This is a genomic window from Pseudorhodoferax soli (assembly GCF_003337555.1).
Taxonomy (GTDB): Bacteria; Pseudomonadota; Gammaproteobacteria; order Burkholderiales; family Burkholderiaceae_C; genus Pseudorhodoferax; species Pseudorhodoferax soli.
In genome coordinates, this window is record NZ_QPJK01000021.1 from 32,097 (window position 1) to 48,388 (window position 16,292).

13 protein-coding genes and 1 riboswitch are annotated in these 16,292 nt (G+C 74.0%); of the genes, 2 read left to right on the top strand and 11 right to left on the bottom strand.

Annotated features, from left to right (window positions below; translation table 11 throughout):
- Positions 1 to 7: 7 nt before the first annotated feature.
- On the bottom strand, positions 8 to 2,167 hold the full coding sequence (locus DES41_RS37495) for a TonB-dependent receptor (protein ID WP_245966068.1): 2,160 nt from the start codon (positions 2,165 to 2,167) through the stop codon (positions 8 to 10).
- 119 nt (positions 2,168 to 2,286) lie between these two features.
- Entirely contained in the window at positions 2,287 to 2,649 is a 363-nt protein-coding gene (locus DES41_RS37500) for a DUF2946 family protein (protein WP_114472782.1), read from the bottom strand.
- Positions 2,650 to 2,786: 137 nt separating this feature from the next.
- A riboswitch (cobalamin riboswitch) is annotated at positions 2,787 to 3,080 on the top strand.
- A 235-nt stretch (positions 3,081 to 3,315) separates the two neighbouring features.
- Here DES41_RS37500 and DES41_RS37505 point away from each other — a divergent pair.
- Positions 3,316 to 4,005, top strand: coding sequence for an energy-coupling factor ABC transporter permease (locus tag DES41_RS37505; protein WP_114472783.1), 690 nt, complete (start codon positions 3,316 to 3,318; stop codon positions 4,003 to 4,005).
- A gap of 16 nt (positions 4,006 to 4,021) precedes the next feature.
- A complete protein-coding gene (locus DES41_RS37510; protein WP_114472784.1) occupies positions 4,022 to 4,915 on the top strand; it encodes an ABC transporter substrate-binding protein in 894 nt (297 codons plus the stop codon).
- A 127-nt stretch (positions 4,916 to 5,042) separates the two neighbouring features.
- On the opposite strand, the gene DES41_RS37515 is transcribed toward DES41_RS37510, so the two are convergent.
- The 9 genes from DES41_RS37515 to DES41_RS37550 form a co-directional block, all read right to left on the bottom strand.
- A complete protein-coding gene (locus tag DES41_RS37515) occupies positions 5,043 to 5,486 on the bottom strand; it encodes a vWA domain-containing protein (protein WP_114472785.1) in 444 nt (147 codons plus the stop codon).
- Between the two features lie 206 nt (positions 5,487 to 5,692).
- A complete protein-coding gene (locus DES41_RS37520; RefSeq protein ID WP_114472786.1) occupies positions 5,693 to 6,790 on the bottom strand; it encodes a magnesium chelatase ATPase subunit I in 1,098 nt (365 codons plus the stop codon).
- Positions 6,787 to 10,560 (bottom strand): cobaltochelatase subunit CobN, encoded by a 3,774-nt coding sequence (cobN, locus tag DES41_RS37525; protein WP_114472787.1) that lies wholly within the window; start codon positions 10,558 to 10,560, stop codon positions 6,787 to 6,789. Before cobN ends, DES41_RS37520 begins: the two co-directional genes overlap by 4 nt.
- Before the next feature lies 1 nt (position 10,561).
- Positions 10,562 to 10,723, bottom strand: coding sequence for a hypothetical protein (locus tag DES41_RS38655; protein ID WP_170168420.1), 162 nt, complete (start codon positions 10,721 to 10,723; stop codon positions 10,562 to 10,564).
- 589 nt (positions 10,724 to 11,312) lie between these two features.
- On the bottom strand, positions 11,313 to 12,356 hold the full coding sequence (gene cobW, locus DES41_RS37530) for a cobalamin biosynthesis protein CobW (protein ID WP_114472788.1): 1,044 nt from the start codon (positions 12,354 to 12,356) through the stop codon (positions 11,313 to 11,315).
- A 24-nt stretch (positions 12,357 to 12,380) separates the two neighbouring features.
- Positions 12,381 to 13,385 carry an LLM class flavin-dependent oxidoreductase gene (locus DES41_RS37535; protein WP_114472789.1) on the bottom strand — a complete coding sequence of 335 codons (1,005 nt, stop codon included), beginning with the start codon at positions 13,383 to 13,385 and terminating at the stop codon, positions 12,381 to 12,383.
- Positions 13,375 to 14,148 (bottom strand): ABC transporter ATP-binding protein, encoded by a 774-nt coding sequence (locus tag DES41_RS37540; RefSeq protein ID WP_114472790.1) that lies wholly within the window; start codon positions 14,146 to 14,148, stop codon positions 13,375 to 13,377. Before DES41_RS37540 ends, DES41_RS37535 begins: the two co-directional genes overlap by 11 nt.
- Positions 14,145 to 15,152, bottom strand: coding sequence for a FecCD family ABC transporter permease (locus DES41_RS37545; protein ID WP_114472791.1), 1,008 nt, complete (start codon positions 15,150 to 15,152; stop codon positions 14,145 to 14,147). The genes DES41_RS37540 and DES41_RS37545 overlap by 4 nt, the downstream gene beginning before the upstream one ends.
- Entirely contained in the window at positions 15,134 to 16,036 is a 903-nt protein-coding gene (locus DES41_RS37550) for an ABC transporter substrate-binding protein (protein WP_114472792.1), read from the bottom strand. Before DES41_RS37550 ends, DES41_RS37545 begins: the two co-directional genes overlap by 19 nt.
- Positions 16,037 to 16,292 lie beyond the last annotated feature (256 nt).

Sequence of the window (16,292 nt, forward strand, 5' to 3'; positions counted from 1 at the left end):
CTCCGCGTCAAAAGGTGTACAGCGCCGACAGCTGCGCATGGCGCCCCTGCGCCGGCGTGATCCAGCGCGCCACGTGCAGGTGGCTGGACACGTGGTAGGCCTTGCCAGTCACGTTGCGCAGCGCCAGCTGCAGCTCCACGGCCTGGCCGGCGCCCAGCGGCTTCTTCCAGGACTGCGTGAGGTCCAGGCGCGCGTAGCCCGGCAGCACCACCGTGTTGGCGCGGTCGGCGTAGCGCGCGCTCTGGGCATAGATGCCGGCACCGGTGCGCCACTGCACGTCCGAGGTGCTGGCCCATCGGTATTCGCCCCACAGGCTCAGCGCGTGCGGCGCGACGTTGGGCGTGGTCTTGCCGGCCAACAGCGCATTGGCCAGCACCACGGCGCGGGTGTAGGCGTAGGCGGCCCGCACGCTGAGGCGCTCGCCGAGCTGGCCCGTCAGCGAGGCCTCCAGGCCGCGCGAGCGCCCCGTCCCGTCGACCGTGAAGTCGAAGGCGTTCAGCGGGGTGCTCTGGTCGGCCGAGATCATGTTGCGCTGGTCCAGCTGGAACAGCGCCACGTCGGATGCCAGCACGCCGCCCCGCCACAGCGACTTCCAGCCGACTTCGACCTGGCGCGTGCGGCGCGACGGCAGCGACTGGCTGGACGACGACGCCACCTGGTTCGGCGCCATGCCCTTGGCCCAGTTGGCGTACAGGCTGTCGCTCTCCGAGAGCCGGTGCAGCAGGCCGAGCTTGGGCGAGAACACGGCCTCGTGCACGGCGCGCGTACCGGCCGTGCCGTAGAGGAAGTCCTGCTGCGCATAGCGCAGGCCTGCCACGAAGGTCCAGGCGCCCAGGTCGATCTGGTCCTGCACCGAGGCGGCCAGGCTCCTGAGGTTCTGTGTGGTCAGGGCACCGGCCGCGAGGCTGCTCCAGGCCGGGATGGCGACGCGGCCGTAGACCGGGTCGAACACGTCGATGGGCGCGCTGGCCGATGTGGGCACGGTCAGCGAGGGCTGGTCGAGCGTCTCGCGGTAGTAGTCCAGCCCGAAGAACAGCTGGTGCCGCGCCGCGCCCGTCGCCTGCCGGCTGCTCAGCGACACCGCCGCCGCATCGATGCGCCGGTCCGTGCCGGGCTCCACCGAGGCGCTGCGGGCCCAGGTGCCGGCTGGCGTGGCCGGCGAAACGGGGAGCGGGTTGCCAATCAGGAAGCTCTTCACCGAGGTGGCGTCGGCCCGCAGGTGCGTGAGGTCCACGGCCAGCCGCGTGTCGGCACCCAGCGCCACATCGCCGTGCAGGTCGAGGATGCGCGTGTCCGTGGTCGAGTCCTGGCCCGGTTCGCCGAACTGGCGGTCGCGCGGCACGTCCACGGGGCGGTCGCCCAGCGATGGGATGCCGTAGTCGGGCTGGTAGCGCTGGCGGATCAGCTCGGCCCCGGCGCGCAGGTGGTAGCGCGCGCCGTCGCTCTTGGCGATGCCGAGCTTGAGGCCTTCCAGCTGGTCGGGCACGTGCCGCCATTCGCTGGCATGGGACCGCGTGAGCACCAGCCGGGCCGCCAGCTCCTGCTCGGCGTTCAGCACGCGGTTGATGTCGGCAGACCAGGCCAGTGCGCCGGCGTTGCCGACGCCCGCGCTGACCGAGCCGAAGTCCGCCAGCCGCGGCTGCTTGGTCACGAGGTTGACGGTGCCGCCGGGTTCGCTGCGCACGCCCAGTGCCGCGCCCGGCCCGCGCAGCACGTCGATGGATTCGACGAAGGCCGCGGCGAAGGGGTAGTTGGACAGCCGCACGCCGTCGCGCAGGATGCGGCTGGAGCCGGTCGCGCTGTCCATGATGGCGCCGCGCAGCGTGAAGAACTGGCTGTGCGCGCCATTGAAGCCGGAATCGGCCTGCACGCCGGGAATGTTGCGCAGCGCCTCCTGCAGCGTCGTGCCGCCCTGGGCGCGCAGCACGTCCACGGGCAGGCTGGAGGCCGAGAACGGCGTGTCCATGGTCGAGGCGCTGGTGCCCGTCGCCAGGCTGCCGGCGCGCAGGATCTGGGGCACGGCGGATTCGCGCACCACCACTGCGGGCAAGGCGCTGCCGGGCTCGGCCTGCGCCTGGGCCCAGGCCGCGGGCGCGGTGGCGGCCGCCATGGCCCAGGTGAGCTGCCGCAATGCGCGGCGGCGGGTCGATCGGAATGCGTGGTGCACGGCACAACCTCGAAGGAACAGGGTCTGCAATCGCGCAGGCCATCGGCGAACGCGGCGGCACTGCACAGTAAGGAGCGCCGGCGCACGCCCTTGCGGGCGTGAAGCGTCGCGGCGCGAACTCAGACCAGGGAGGGTGGGCCGCGTGGCGGCAGCGGCGCGCCGACCAGCGCCGCGATGTGCGCAGCCACCGAGGGCTGCAGGGCATGCGCCAGCGGCTGCGGCGCGGCGCAGGGAGCCGGGTACGGTGCCGCTGGCAAGGTGGCCGCCAGGCACATGGGGCAGTCCAGCGTGTGGTGCACGGCGGCACCGTCCTTGGCGCCACCATCGCCGAGTGCCACCAGCTTCACGCCGCCGCTGGCCGTGCAGACCAGCTCCATGGCCTGGGGCTGCACCAGGGGCGACGCGACCGCCACGCCCATGGCCAACACGAACCACGCCAGAACGAGGCGGGCCAGCAGCGTGGAGCGGCGCAGCGATTGCATGGGCGGCGATCATAAGTCGGCCGGCGCGCTGCGGCCTTCGGCCACCAGTGGGGCAAATTGACCCAGGGCGGGCGCGCCCGGGCCACGGTGCTGCAGGGACGCTGGCTATACTGCGCCCGCCCTCGGAACCACGTTCCGCGGGCATCCGTGCGACAGGTGTCCGCATGCCCTGCATGTGGAGTAAACGGGAACGGGGTGAAGGCTGCAGCCACGATGAGGCGGCGGCCCAGGCCCCGGCTGCCCCCGCAACGGTAAGCAAGCGACAACGCCGATCGCCTCTCTGGCAGGACCATCCTGCCAGGCGGGCCGTCACTGGGTTCGCACGTGGTCTGCCACAGCAGATGCGCGACGGGCCTGGGAAGACGCGGCGCTGGCAGGGCCTCCCTCTGCCCCTTGCGAGCCCGGAGACCGGCCTGGCGCGTTCGTGCATGCCCAGCATGCGAAAGCCAGCCGTCTGCGGGGTGCAGGCAGCGGCGCTCGGCCGCCTGGCGCACGCGCGCAGCGACCGGGCGTTGCTGTCGCAGCAAGCGGTCCGGCCCTGCCCTTGACGATGCCGCGCCGCCACGCTCCTGCCCCGCCACTGCACCACGCCGCGCCGACCTGCGCGGCGCACGCCGTGCACCGGCGCCGCGCCACCGCCTGTCCAGCCTCCCAAAGGAAACCCGCATGCACATCGAACCCGGCGTCGTCGACGGCGCCAAGATCGTCCTGAGCTACGCCACCGCCACCGCCGCCTTCGGCCTCACCGCCTGGATGGCGCGCCAGGATGCGCGCGCCGATGCGCGCCGCGGCGGGTGGCCGGCGCTGCTGGCGCGCAGCCCGCTGACCAGCCTGGCGGTGTTCTGCTTCTTCGAGGTCTTCCCGCACGAGCCGGTGGGCGTGTCCGAGGTGCACCTCGTCCTCGGCTCCACGCTGCTGCTGCTGTTCGGCGCCGGTGCCACGGCCATCGGCCTGGCGGCGGGGCTGCTGGCCCAGGGCCTGTTCTTCGCGCCGGCCGACCTGCCGCAGTACGGCATGAACGTGACCACGCTGCTGGTGCCGCTCTATGCCATCCACCAGCTGGCACGGCGCATCATCCCGGCGCGCACGGCCTACGTGGACATCCGGTACCGCCAGGCACTCGCGCTGTCGCTCACCTACCAGGGCGGCATCGTGCTGTGGGTCGCGTTCTGGGCGCTGTATGGCCATGGCGTGGGCGCCGAGACGCTGGCCGAGGTCGGCCGCTTCGGCGCGGCCTACCTGGGCGTGGTGCTGCTGGAGCCGCTGGTCGACCTGGGCGTGCTGTGGGGCGCCAAGGCCCTGGCCGGCCTCACGCGCGGCCGCTTGTTCACGGCGCGGCTGCACGCTGCCGCCTGAAGGCGCTGCCCCGCGCATGCGCGCGCACGGCCCGGCGGCGCTGCTGGCCGCACTGCTGTTGCACGGCGGGCCCGGCCTGCCCCCGGCCTGCGCGGCCGATGCCCCGGCGCGCCCGCCAACGGCCGCGCCGGCCACGGCCTGGCGCATCGTCTCGCTGCAGCCTTCGCTGACCGAGACGCTCTGCGCGCTCGACGCCTGCGACCGGCTGGTCGGCATCGACCGCTACGCCGACTGGCCCGCGAGCGTGCAGCGGCTGCCGCGCTTGGGCGGCCTGGCCGATGCCGACATCGAGCGCATCGTCGCCACCCGCCCCGACCTCGTGCTGCTGCGCCCGCGCAACCGCGCGGCCGAGCGGCTGCGCGAACTGGGCCTCAACGTGCTGGCGCTGGACGCCCGGTCGCATGCCGACATGCGCCGCAACATGGAAACCGTGGCCCAGGCCATCGGCCGCCCCGGCGCGGGCGAGGCGCTGTGGGCGCGCACGGACGCGCGGCTCGAGGCGCTGCGCGGGCAGCTGCCGGCGCACTGGCAGGGCAAGCGCGTGTACTTCGAGCTGCACGGCGGCGTGGCCGCGGCCGGCGAGGCCTCGTTCATCGGCGAGACGCTGGCGCGGCTGGGCCTGCGCAACGTGGTGCCGGCCCAGCTCGGCGCCTTTCCCAAGCTCGGGCCCGAGTACGCGCTGCGCGCCGACCCCGATCTGCTGATCGTGCACGACATGCCGGGCGCGCCACCGCTGCAGGCGCGCCCCGGCTGGCATGCGATGCGCGCCGTGCGCGAGGGGCGCGCCTGCCGCATTGCGGAGCCGCGCTTCGACGTGCTGGTGCGGCCGGGGCCGCGCCTGGACGAGGCGGCGCAGCACATCCTGGCCTGCCTGGCGGCGGTGGACCGGCAGTTGGCCGGCGCGCGCTAGCCGCCTGGCCAGCGCGCACTGCCGACGCCATGGCCGACCGCCCTGCGCCGATCGCGGCATCCACGGCGATGGGCCGGTGCGGTGCAAGAAGCGCTTGCCCGCCAGCGCCTGGCGCGCGGGCGCCGCGTCAGCACCAGGCCTCGGCGTGCAGGCACTCGGCGCCCCAGGCCTGCGCCAGCGCCTGCGCGCGGCCCAGCCGCAGGCGGCCCAGCTCGAAGTCCACCACGCGCAGCTGCGCAGCCTCTGCCGGGCGCGCCGGCCAGTCGCGCGAACGGCCGTCGGTCAAGAGCCAGAGCCAGCCCTCGCCGCCGGCCCGGGCCAGCAGCTGCCCGGCCTGGGCGATGGCCGGGCCCAGCGGCGTGCCGCCGCCACCGCCGATCGGATGCACCCAGTCGTCGTTCCAGGCCGCGGCCTTGCGCGGCGGCAGGCGCAGTTCCACGCGCGTGCCGGCGAAGCACAGCAGCGCCACGCGCTCGCGCCGGCGGTAGGCCTGCTCCATCAGCGCCAGCAACACGCCCTTGGCACGCGCGAGCGCGCCGCCGCTGGCCATCGAGCCCGAGCAATCGAGCACGAAACAGTGCAGCCGCTGGCTGGACGGCGGCTGCGGCTGGCGATGCAGGTGCTGCCACGCGAGTGGCGCTGCACCGCGTGCCGCGAAGGTCGCGGGCCAGTCCCAGCCGCCGGTGGCGGCGCCGCGCTGCGGCGGGCTCGCGGTCTGCGCCTTCGCACCGGGCGCGCGCCCTGCCGCCAGGCCGGGCGCTGCGTCGGCACGAAGGCTCAGGCTTTTTTTGCGGCGGCCCTCGTGCCGGCTGGCAGCAGGTCGGGCACGGCCAGGCGCACGGTGCCCACGGGCTCGGCCGGCATCGCCCCCCAGTCCGACACTGCGTCGCCGCGGCCCTGGGCGGTGCTCTCGCCGACATGCGCCTGCGGCGGTGGGGCCGCAGGCGGCGTCGCTGGTGCCGGTGCCGGCGCGGACGAAGGCGCTGGCGCTGCCACCCCCGGCTTGCGCCGGTGCACGAGCGCCAGTTCGGCCACGGCCTGCACGTGCGCGGGCGTGACCTCTGCATCGCCCTGCCAGGCCGCCAAGGCACGCGCCGCGCGCAGCAGCACGAGGTCGGCGCGCACGCCGTCCACCTCGGCTTGCACGCACAGCGCGCCCGCGGCCTGCAGCACCGCGTCGGACCAGGGCAGCGCCTCGGGGCCCAGCACGCGGGCGCGGGCCATGGCCAGCCGCTCGGCCAGCGCGGCCTGCGCCGCGGCATGCCGGGTGCGGAAGGCCGCCGGATCGGCCTCGAACTGCAGCCGCGCGCGCACGATGGCCTGGCGCTCCGCCGGGTCGGCCACGTTGGCCAGGCGCACGCACAGGCCCAGGCGGTCCAGCAGCTGCGGGCGCAGCGCGCCCTCCTCCGGGTTCATGGTGCCCACGAGCACGAAGCGCGCGGCATGGCGGTGCGAGATGCCGTCGCGCTCGACCGCGTTGACGCCGCTGGCCGCGGCATCGAGCAGCACGTCGACAAGGGCGTCGGGCAGCAGGTTGATCTCGTCCACGTAGAGCACGCCGCCGTGCGCGCGCGCCAGCAGGCCGGGCGCGAACCGCACGGCGTGGCCGGCCAGGGCCTGCTGCAGGTCGAGCGTGCCGGCCACGTGCGCGAGCGAGGCGCCCAGCGGCAGCGTGACGAAGGGCGCGGCAGGGATCAGCTCGGCCAGCGCGCGCGCGGCCGTGGACTTGGCCGTGCCGCGCGGGCCTTCGACGAGCACGCCGCCGATGCGCGGGTCGATCGCGGCCAGCAGCAGCGCCTGGCGCAGCGCGGGCTGGCCGGCGATGGCGGCGAACGGGAACAGCGCGGGCAGCTCGGTGGCTTCGGTGGCGCTCATGGCCTTCCTTCCTGGTGGTTCTCGTGGTCCAGCAGCAGGTCTTCGAGCTGCTGGCGGTAGTCGCCGGGTTGCTCCCACAGGCCGCGCTGCATGGCTTCGAGCAGCCGCTCCAGCATGCCGCGCAAGGCCTCGGGGTTGTGCTCGGCGACGAAACCGCGCGTGGCGGCGTCGAGCACGAAGGCGTCGGCCACGAGCGCGTAGTGGTGGTCGGCGACCTGGCCCGTGGTGGCGTCGAAGCCGAACAGGTAGTCGACCGTGGCGGCCATCTCGAACGCGCCCTTGTAGCCGTGGCGCATGGCCCCCGCGATCCACTTGGGATTGGTGACGCGCGCGCGCACCACGCGGCCGATCTCCTGGTGCAGCGTGCGCACGCGCGGCTGCAGCGGGTTGGCGTTGTCGCCGTGGTAGAGCGCCGGCGTCCGGCCCGACACCGCGCGCACGGCCGCGGCCATGCCGCCCTGGAACTGCAGGTAGTCGGACGAGTCGAGGATGTCGTGTTCGCGGCTGTCCTGGTTCTGGGCCACGATGTCGAGCGCGCCCAGGCGCCGGCGCAAGGCGGCACCGGCGGGCTCGCCCTCGCTGTCCTGGCCGTAGGCATGGGCGCTCCAGCCGATCCACGCCGTGGCCAGGTCGCCGGCGTCCTGCCAGTCACCGCTGTGCAGCAGCGGGTCCAGGCCCGTGCCGTAGTGGCCGGGCGGCGCGCCGAACACGCGCCAGCCGGCCTGGCGGCGTGCCTGCGCTTCGCCGGCGCCTTGCGCCTGCAGCGCCTGGGCTTCGGCCAGGATGCGCGCGCGGATGGGGTTGTCCTCGGCGTCTTCCTCCAGCGCGGCCACGGCCTGCACGGCGGCGTCGAACATCTGCACGGCGAGCGGAAACGCGTCGCGGAAGAAGCCCGAGATGCGCAGCGTGACGTCCACGCGCGGGCGGTGCAGGCCGGCGCGCGGCACCACCTCGAAATCCTGCACGCGCTGGCTGCCGGGGGCCCAGCGCGGCCGCACGCCGATCAGCGCGAAGGCCTGGGCGAGGTCGTCGCCGCCGGTGCGCATGGTGGCCGTGCCCCAGACCGACAGGCCCAGCGCGCGCGGGTACTCGCCGTGTTCCTGCAGGTAGCGCTCGATGAGCTGGCGCGCAGCCTGCTGGCCCAGTTCCCAGGCGGCCTGGGTCGGGATGGCGCGCGTGTCCAGCGTGTAGAAGTTGCGGCCGGTGGGCAGCACGTCGGGCCGCCCGCGCGACGGCGAGCCGCTGGGCCCGGCCGGCACGAACAGGCCGCGCAGGCCGCGCGCGAGCTGGCGCAGCTCCTCGCTGCCGCAGGCGTCCAGGGCCGGCGCCAGCTGATCCTGCACGCGCTGCAGGACGGCCTGGGTCTGCGGCCAGCCGGCAGCCTGCCGGCCGTCGTCCAGCAGCTGCTGGGCCAGCAGTTCGAGCCGTTCGCGTGTGTCGCCTTCGTGGCGCCAGGGCTCGGCGCTCAGGGCCTGCAGTGCGGGGGGCCGCGGGCCGGCCCAGGGCCGTGCCGGCTCCAGCCGCAGCGGATCGAAGCCCGTGTCCGGCAGCAGATCGGCCGCCAGTGCCCCCAGTAGCCCGGCATCGCCGCCCGACGGAAAGCGGGCCAGCGCGAGCAAGGTGTCGCGCCGTTGCCGGCCTTCGGGCGAGCGGCCGAACACATGCAGGCCGTCGCGGATCTGCGTCTCCTTGAGTTCGCACAGGTAGGCGTCGATGCGCTCGAGCAGTGCTTGCTCGTCGTCCTCGGCGCCCGGCGGCAGGTCCAGTTCGCCGGCCAGGTGCTGGCGCCGCACGGCGCCCACGATCTGGCGCCGCAGCAGCGCGGCACGGCGCGCGTCGACCAGCAGCGCGTCGTAGTACTCGTCCACCAGCCGCTCCAGGTCCTGCAGCGGCCCGTGGCTCTCGGCGCGCGTGAGCGGCGGCATCAGGTGGTCCACGATCACGGCCTGGCTGCGGCGCTTGGCCTGCGCGCCCTCGCCCGGGTCGTTGACGATGAAGGGGTACAGGTGCGGCAGCGGGCCCAGGATGGCGTCGGGCCAGCAGGTGCCCGAGAGCGCCAGGCTCTTGCCGGGCAGCCATTCGAGGTTGCCGTGCTTGCCCACGTGGACGATGGCGTCGATGGCGAAGGCGTCGCGCAGCCAGAAGTAGAACGCCAGGTAGTGGTGCGGCGGCACGAGCTCGGCGTCGTGGTAGGTGGCGTAGTCCTGCGCGCCGGCGGTGCTCAGCGCACGCGCCGGCTGGATGCCGATGAAGACCTGGCCCAGCCGCAGGCCGGCGACCATGAAGCGGCCCTGGCGCAGCGCCGGGTCGGCCTCGGGCGGGCCCCAGCGCGCATCGATGGCGGCGGCCATGCCGTGGGGCAGCGCGGCCAGGCGCGCCCGGTAGTCGGCCAGCGCGTAGCTTTGCCAGGCCGGGCGCAGCGGCCATTGCGCCGGGTCGTTGGCGATGCCCTGCTGCAGCAGGCGCATCAGCGCGTCGCCGTCCTGCGGCAACGGGGCGTCGCCGAGCTGGTAGCCCTCGGTGGCCAGCGCCTGCAGGATGGCCATCACCGAGGCCGGCGTGTCCAGCCCCACGCCACTGCCGATGCGGCCCTCGCTGCCCGGGTAGTTGGCCAGCACGAGCGCGAGGCGCTTCTCCTGCGGCGCCAGGCTGCGCAGCCGGCACCAGCGCTGCGCGAGCTCGGCCACGAAGTCCACGCGGTCGGGCTCGGGCTGGTAGGCCACGATGTCGGCCTGCGTGACCGGGCAGCGGTGGGCCAGGCCCTTGAAACTGACCGCGCGCGTGACGATGCGGCCGTCCATCTCGGGCAGCACCACCTGCATGGCGATGTCGCGCGGACGCAGTCCCTGGGCATCGGCCAGCCAGTCGGCATGGTTGCCGCCGCTCGTGATGACCTGCAGCACGGGCGCGTCGCCGGCCAGGGCCTGGCCAGGCTCCAGCGCCGAGAAGGCCGTGGTGTTGAGCACGAGCTGCACCGCGTGCTCGCTGCACAGCGTGCGCAGCGTGGACAGGCACAGCGCGTCCTTGAGCGAATCCAGCGCCAGCGGCAGCGGGTTCATGCCGCGCGCATGCAGCGCCAGGGCCAGCGCGTCGAAGGCGGCCGTGTTGCCCGCCAGCAGGTGCGAACGGTAGAACACCAGCGCGACCACCGGTGCGCCAGGCTTCCAGGCGGCGCGCAGGTCGTCGATGCCGGGCACGGCATGGGCCGTGGCGCACAGCGCGGGCGGCACGTGGAGCGCCGCCTGCGGCAGGCTGCGCGGCGGGGGCGGTGCCTCGCCCTGCTGCAGGCCCAGGTGCGCTGTGGCCTGCAGGAAGGCGCGCGCGTTGGCCGGCCCGCCCGCGCGCAGGTACTGCCAGAGCAGCCGGCCATCGGCCTGCGGCAGCGTGCCACGTGCGAGCAGGTGCGGGTCTTCCTGCAGGTCGCCCGAGAACATGGCCAGGCGCTGGCCCTTGGCGCGCGCGAGTGCGGCGATCTGCTGCACGCCGTAGGGCCAGGCCGATTCCGAGCCCAGGTGGTCGACCACCACCACGCGCGCGTGCTGCAGCACCTCGTCCACGTACAGGTCGAGCGAGGCCGGCTGGCGCAGGTACAGCAGGTTGGCCAGGCGCAGGCTGGGGTAGCCGGGCAGTTGCTGGGCGGCGGCCGACAACAGGGCCAGCGTGGTGTCGGCCGAGCTCAGCACGACGATGTCGGCCGGCTGCTGGTCGAGCCGCGTGACGATGCTGGGGTCTTCGACGAAGCCGCCGGGGCGGGTGGACAGCAGGTGCATGTCAGTGCTCCAGGGCGACAAAGCCCGCGGCCGAGCGCAGCGATGGCACGAGTCCCAGGCCGAGCGCAGCGATGGCCCGTGTGGGAGTTCCCCCTGTGCCCACGCCGAGGAGCACAGTGGACTGGGCGGCGCGGGGAACCTCGCGCTTTGTGAACTGACTCATTGCACTTGTCCGAGCTGAGTGAACGCAGTGAACGGTGCGAGTTGTGCAATGCGCCCAGGCCGCGAGCACCGCAGGTTGCCCGGAGCGCCAGCGCAGGGACGGGGGCACCGGGGCCGCCTTCTCTTTGGTTACTTTCTCTTGGCGGAGCAAGAGAAAGTGACTGCACTGCCGGGGGCATATCCCGGTCCCTGGTGCTCGTGCGAACGCAGTGCGTTCTATGCACGGAAGTTGCTGATCGGCGTTCGGGAGCGGGGATTTCGCCCCCGCACGACGACTCACTTTTCTTGCTTCGCCAAGAAAAGTAAGCAAAAGAAGGCGACCCCGCTGCCCCTGTCCTTCCGCTTCGCTCCAGGCAACCTGCGGTGCTCGCACCATGGGCTGCATTGCGCAACTCGCACCGTTCGCTTCGCTCACTACGCTCGGACAAGCGCAATGAGTCAGTTCACGAAGCGCGAGGTTCCCCGCGCAGCCCATGGCACTGCGCTCCTCGGCAGGGGCACAGGGGGAAGTCCCACACGGGCCATCGCTGCGCTCGGCCGCGAATGGCCTGCGCTGCGCGCGGCGAAGTCCGAAGGTGCGATGTTTCATGTCAGGCCTGGACGCCCGCCAGGCCCGCGCGCAGCGCGGCCTCGTCCAGGTCCTGGCCGATGAACACGAGCCGCGTGCCGCGTCGCTCGCCCTCGCGCCAGGCGCGGTCGAAATGGTGGTCCAGCCTTCTGCCCACGCCCTGCAGCAGCCAGCGCATCGGCTTGCCGGGAATCTCCGCGAAGCCCTTCACGCGCAGGATGGTCTGCTGCTCCACCAGCCGCGCCAGGGCGGCCAGCAGGCGCTCGCGGTCCACGGCCGGCAACTCGACCACGTGCGCGTCGAACGCGTCGTGGTCGTGGTCTTCGTCGTGGTCGTGGTGGCTCACGCGCTGGTCGATGGTGGTCTCGGCCGCCTTGGCCAGGCCCAGCAGCACGTCGAGCGGCAGCTGGCCCTGGGTCGACTGCACGATCTTCACGGCGGGCGGCAGCTCCTCGCGCACCAGGGCGGTCACGCGCGCCAGGGCAGCGGCGTCGACCAGGTCGGTCTTGTTCAGCACCACGAGGTCGGCGGCCGAGAGCTGGTCTTCGAACAGCTCGTGCAGCGGCGATTCGTGGTCGAGGTTGGCATCGGCACGGCGCTGTTCGTCCACGGCCGCCGGGTTGGCCGCGAACTGGCCGGCATCGGCGGCCGGCGTGTCGACCACGGTGACCACCGCGTCGACCGTGAACACGTTGGCGATCTCCGGCCACTGGAAGGCCTGCACCAGCGGCTTGGGCAGCGCCAGGCCGCTGGTCTCGATCAGCACCGCGTCGATGCGGTCGCGGCGCGCGGCCAGCTGCTGCATGACGGGGAAGAACTCTTCCTGCACGGTGCAGCACATGCAGCCGTTGGCCAGCTCGTAGAGCGCGCCTTCCTGCACCTGGCCGTCTTCGTCGCAGCCGATGCCGCAGCCCTTGAGGATCTCGCCGTCGATGCCGAGTTCGCCGAACTCGTTGACGATCACGGCGATGCGCCGGCCGTCGGCGTTGTCCAGGATGTGGCGCAGCAGCGTGGTCTTGCCGCTGCCCAGGAAGCCGGTGACGATGGTGGCGGGGATCTTTTGCATGGGTACTTCTCCAGATGAGGAATGTCAGAGGGCGCGCAGTGCAGGCAGCACTTCGCGGGCGAACAAGGCCATGGCGTCCAGGGCCTGGGCGTTGCGCCACAGGCCGTTGGCGTTGAAGACGCAGCGCAGGTGGCCGATGCCGGTGCGCGCGCGCAGCGCGGCGATCTGGGCATGGCAGGCCTCGGGCGTGCCGTGGATGAACTGCTCGCGCAGCACGCGCGCGGCATCGATGGGCGGCACCTGCGCGGGCGGCACACCGCGCCGGCCGGCGAAGTGGATGCGGCGCTGGTGGAGCTGCGGCCACAGCGCGGCGAGTTGCTGCGCCACGGCGGCATCGTCCCTGCCGATGCAGACATAGCGGGCCAGCGAAGAGCGCTGCTGCAGCGCCGCGGCGTCGCGGCCCTGCGCGGTGGCCACGGCCTGCAGCTGGGCCAGCTGCGGGCCCTCGGGTGGCTCCAGGCTCAGCAGCAGCGGCAGGTCCTGGTCCAGCGCAAAGCCGAGCGTCTCGGGTGTGGACCCCGCGACATAGAACGGCGGATGCGGCCGCTGCACCGCCGGCGCCATGGCCGCGCGGGCCGGGAAGCGCCAGGCCCCCTGCTCCGCCGGCAAGGCCTCGCCCCGCAGCGCCTGGCGCAGCAGCCGGCAGGACTGCTCGAAGCGCGCACGGGTGGACTCGGGTGCGATCTGCAGCGCCTGCAGCGCGGCGGGCTCGGTGCCGCGGCCGATGCCCACGTCGAGCCGGCCAGCGCTTTGGAAGTCGACTTGCGCGATCTCCTCGGCCAGCACCAGGGGGTGGTGCAGCGGCAGCACCAGCACCGAGGTGCCCACGCGCAGCCGCTCGGTGCGCGCGAGCAAGGCGGCTGCCAGCAGCAGCGGCGAGGGATAGGGCCAGGGCGTCTCGGGCAGGCGGAATTCGTTGAACCAGACACCGTCGAAGCCCAGTTGCTCGGCGCGCTCGAACAACAGGGCGAAGGCGCGGTGATCGCCGCAGGTGGCCTCGCGCGTCCAGCCGGCCAGGTCAATGCGCATGGTCAGCCCTTTGCAGCCGGTGCGCGCGCAGCAGCGTGTGCGGTGGCACGGCCACGCGCTCGAAGTGCACGCCGAACACGGCATCGAGCGCGGGCGCGTGCAGCAGTTCGGCGCCACCGTCCAGCGCGATGCGGCCCCGGTCCAGCACGATGACCCGCGCGAAGTGCTGGAAGGCGAGGTCCAGGTCGTGCATGGCGACCACGACCAGCCGCTCGCGCCCGCGTGCGGCCAGCGCCTCCACGAGCGCGAGCCGGTGCCGCACGTCCAGCGCCGCGCCCGGCTCGTCGGCCAGCAGCGCGGGCGGGTCGGTGGCCAGCACGGTGGCCAGCAGTGCGCGCGCCTGCTCGCCGCCCGACAGCGTGGACCAGTGCCGGGCAGCGAAGGCGGCGAGGCCGGCCTGTTGCAGCACTGCCCCTGCGTCCCGTGCGGCCTGCTGGCCTTGCAGCCGCATCGCCACGAGCTCGTCCACGCGCAGGTCCCAATGCGGCGCGAAGTGCTGGGGCATGAAGCCCATGGCCTGGGCACGGCGCGCCACGGGCATGGACGCCAGGTCCGCGCCGTCGAGCAGCACGCGGCCCGCATGCGGTGCCAGCAGCCCGGCCAGCAGCGACAGAAGCGTGGACTTCCCCGCCCCGTTGGGGCCGACCAGGGCCACGGCGCCACGCGCGGGCAGCGCGAGGTCCACGCCATCGACCACGGCGCGGCCGCGCCGGCGCAGCGTGAGGCCGTGCGCCTGCAGGCGCGGTACGGACGCCGTCGTCATGCCGTTCTCAGGCGCCGCGCCAGCAGCACGATGAAGAAGGGCCCGCCGGCCACGGCCGTGATCAGGCCCAGCGGCACCTCCGCCGGCGGCAGCGCGGCGCGCGCGATGGCGTCGGCCACGGTCACCACGATGGCCCCCACCAGCGCCGAGGCCGGCAACAGCCTGCGGTGCAGCGGTCCCACCATCCAGCGCGCGATGTGCGGCGCGGCCAGGCCCACGAAGGCCACCAGGCCGCCATAGGCCACGGCGGCGGCCACCACGAGCGAGCCCACGAGCACGGCGCGCGGCACGAAGCGGGCCACGTGCAGCCCGAAGCCCTGGGCGGCCTGGTGGCCCAGGCCCAGCAGGTCCAGCCCGGGGGCGATGGCGCGCGTGGCGGCCAGGCAGGCGACCGTGATCAGCGCGAGCAGGCCGAGGCCGGCCCAGCTTGGCGTCTGGATGCCGCCCAGCACCCAGCTCATGACGACCTGCAGGCTCACGGTCTCGTCCGACAGGGCCAGCATCAGGAAGGAGCGCACGGCCCCCAGCACGGCCGCCAGCGCCACGCCGGCCAGCAGCAGGCCCGCGGAATCCAGCGCACCCGCCACGCGCGCCACACCCAGCACCAGCAGGGTTGCGCCCCAGGCGCCGACGAAGGCGAGCGAGGACAGCGTCAGCGCCTGCGGCAGGCCCAGCGGCACCAGCAGCGCGATGGTGGCGCCCAGCGCCGCGCCGCCGGATGCGCCCAGCAGGTAGGGCTCTGCCAGCGGGTTGCGGAACACGCCCTGGAACACCGTGCCCGACAGGCCGAGCAGCGCCCCCACCAGGGCCGAGGCCAGCACCCGTGGCAGGCGCCACTCGAACAGCAGCCGGCTGCGCAGTGCCTCGTCGCCGAGCACGGCGCGCCACACGTCGGCCGGGCTGGCCCACTGGTGGCCCGCGCACGCGCCCAGCAGCAGGCACCCGGCCAGCAGGGCCCAGGCCGCGCCCCAGGCGCGTGTGGCCTTCATGCCGGATGCAGCCATCGTGCGAGCTTCTCCACGCCATCGACCGTGCGCGGGCCGGGGATGAGGAATTCGGAGCGCGAGACCGTGGCGGCGCGGCCCACGCGCACCGCGCGCATGCCGCGCCAGCCGGGCTGGGCCACGAGGTCGCGCAGGGCTTCCTCGCTGCCGGCGAACAGCAGCACGTCGGGGTCGGCCGCCAGCACGGCCTCGGGCGACACCTGCGGCACCGCGCCCGCGCCGGCCAACGCGAAACGGCCACCGGCGCGCAGCATGGCCTCGCCCGTGTAGGTGTCGGGGCGCGCCACCAGCAGCATGCCGCTGCCCAGGCGGCCGGTCAGCATCAGCATGCGTGGCGGCGTGCGGCCCGCCACGCGCGCGTCGACCTGCGCCAGCCGCGCCTGCAGGCTGGCGGCCAGGGCCTCGCCGCGCCCGGACACGCCGCCGGCCTGCGCGATGAGGCGCACATTGCCCAGCACCTCGGCCAGCGAGCGGCTCAGCAGCACGAGGATGGGCACGCCGATGCGCTCCATGGGCGCGACCAGCTGGTGCGCGGCCTGGCGCGCGGGCGTCACGATCACGAGGTCGGGCTGCTGCGCCACCACGGCGTCGGCCGAAAAGCCGAGCCGCCCGCCGACCTTGGCGATGCGCGCGACCTCGGCCGGAAAGCGCGTGAAGTCCTCCACGCCGACGATGCGGTCCAGCATGCCCAGCGCCACGACCAGCTCGGTGTTGGACGAGAAGATGGTCACGATGCGCTGCGGCGGCGCAGGCAGCACCACGCGGCGACCCAGCGCGTCGTGCAGCACGATCGGCGCGGCGCGCGCGGGCAGGCCGGCCAGCGCGAGGCTGGCCACGGCGCCGTGGCGCAGCAAGGCGCGGCGCGCGGTCGATGGCGAGGCCATTTCAGTCATCGATGCCTGAGCGCCCAACGGCGTGGCCGAGCGCAGCGAAGGCCCGAAACCCAGGCCGAGCGCAGCGATGGCCCGTGTGTGACCCCGCTCCCACCCCTGTGCCCACGCCGAGGAGCGCAGTGGGCTGGGCGGCGCGGGGAACCTCGCGCTTTGTGAACTGACTCATTGCACTTGTCCGAGCTGAACGAACGCAGTGAGTGGTGCGAGTTGTGCAATGCGCCCAGGCCGCGAGCACCGCAGGTTGCCC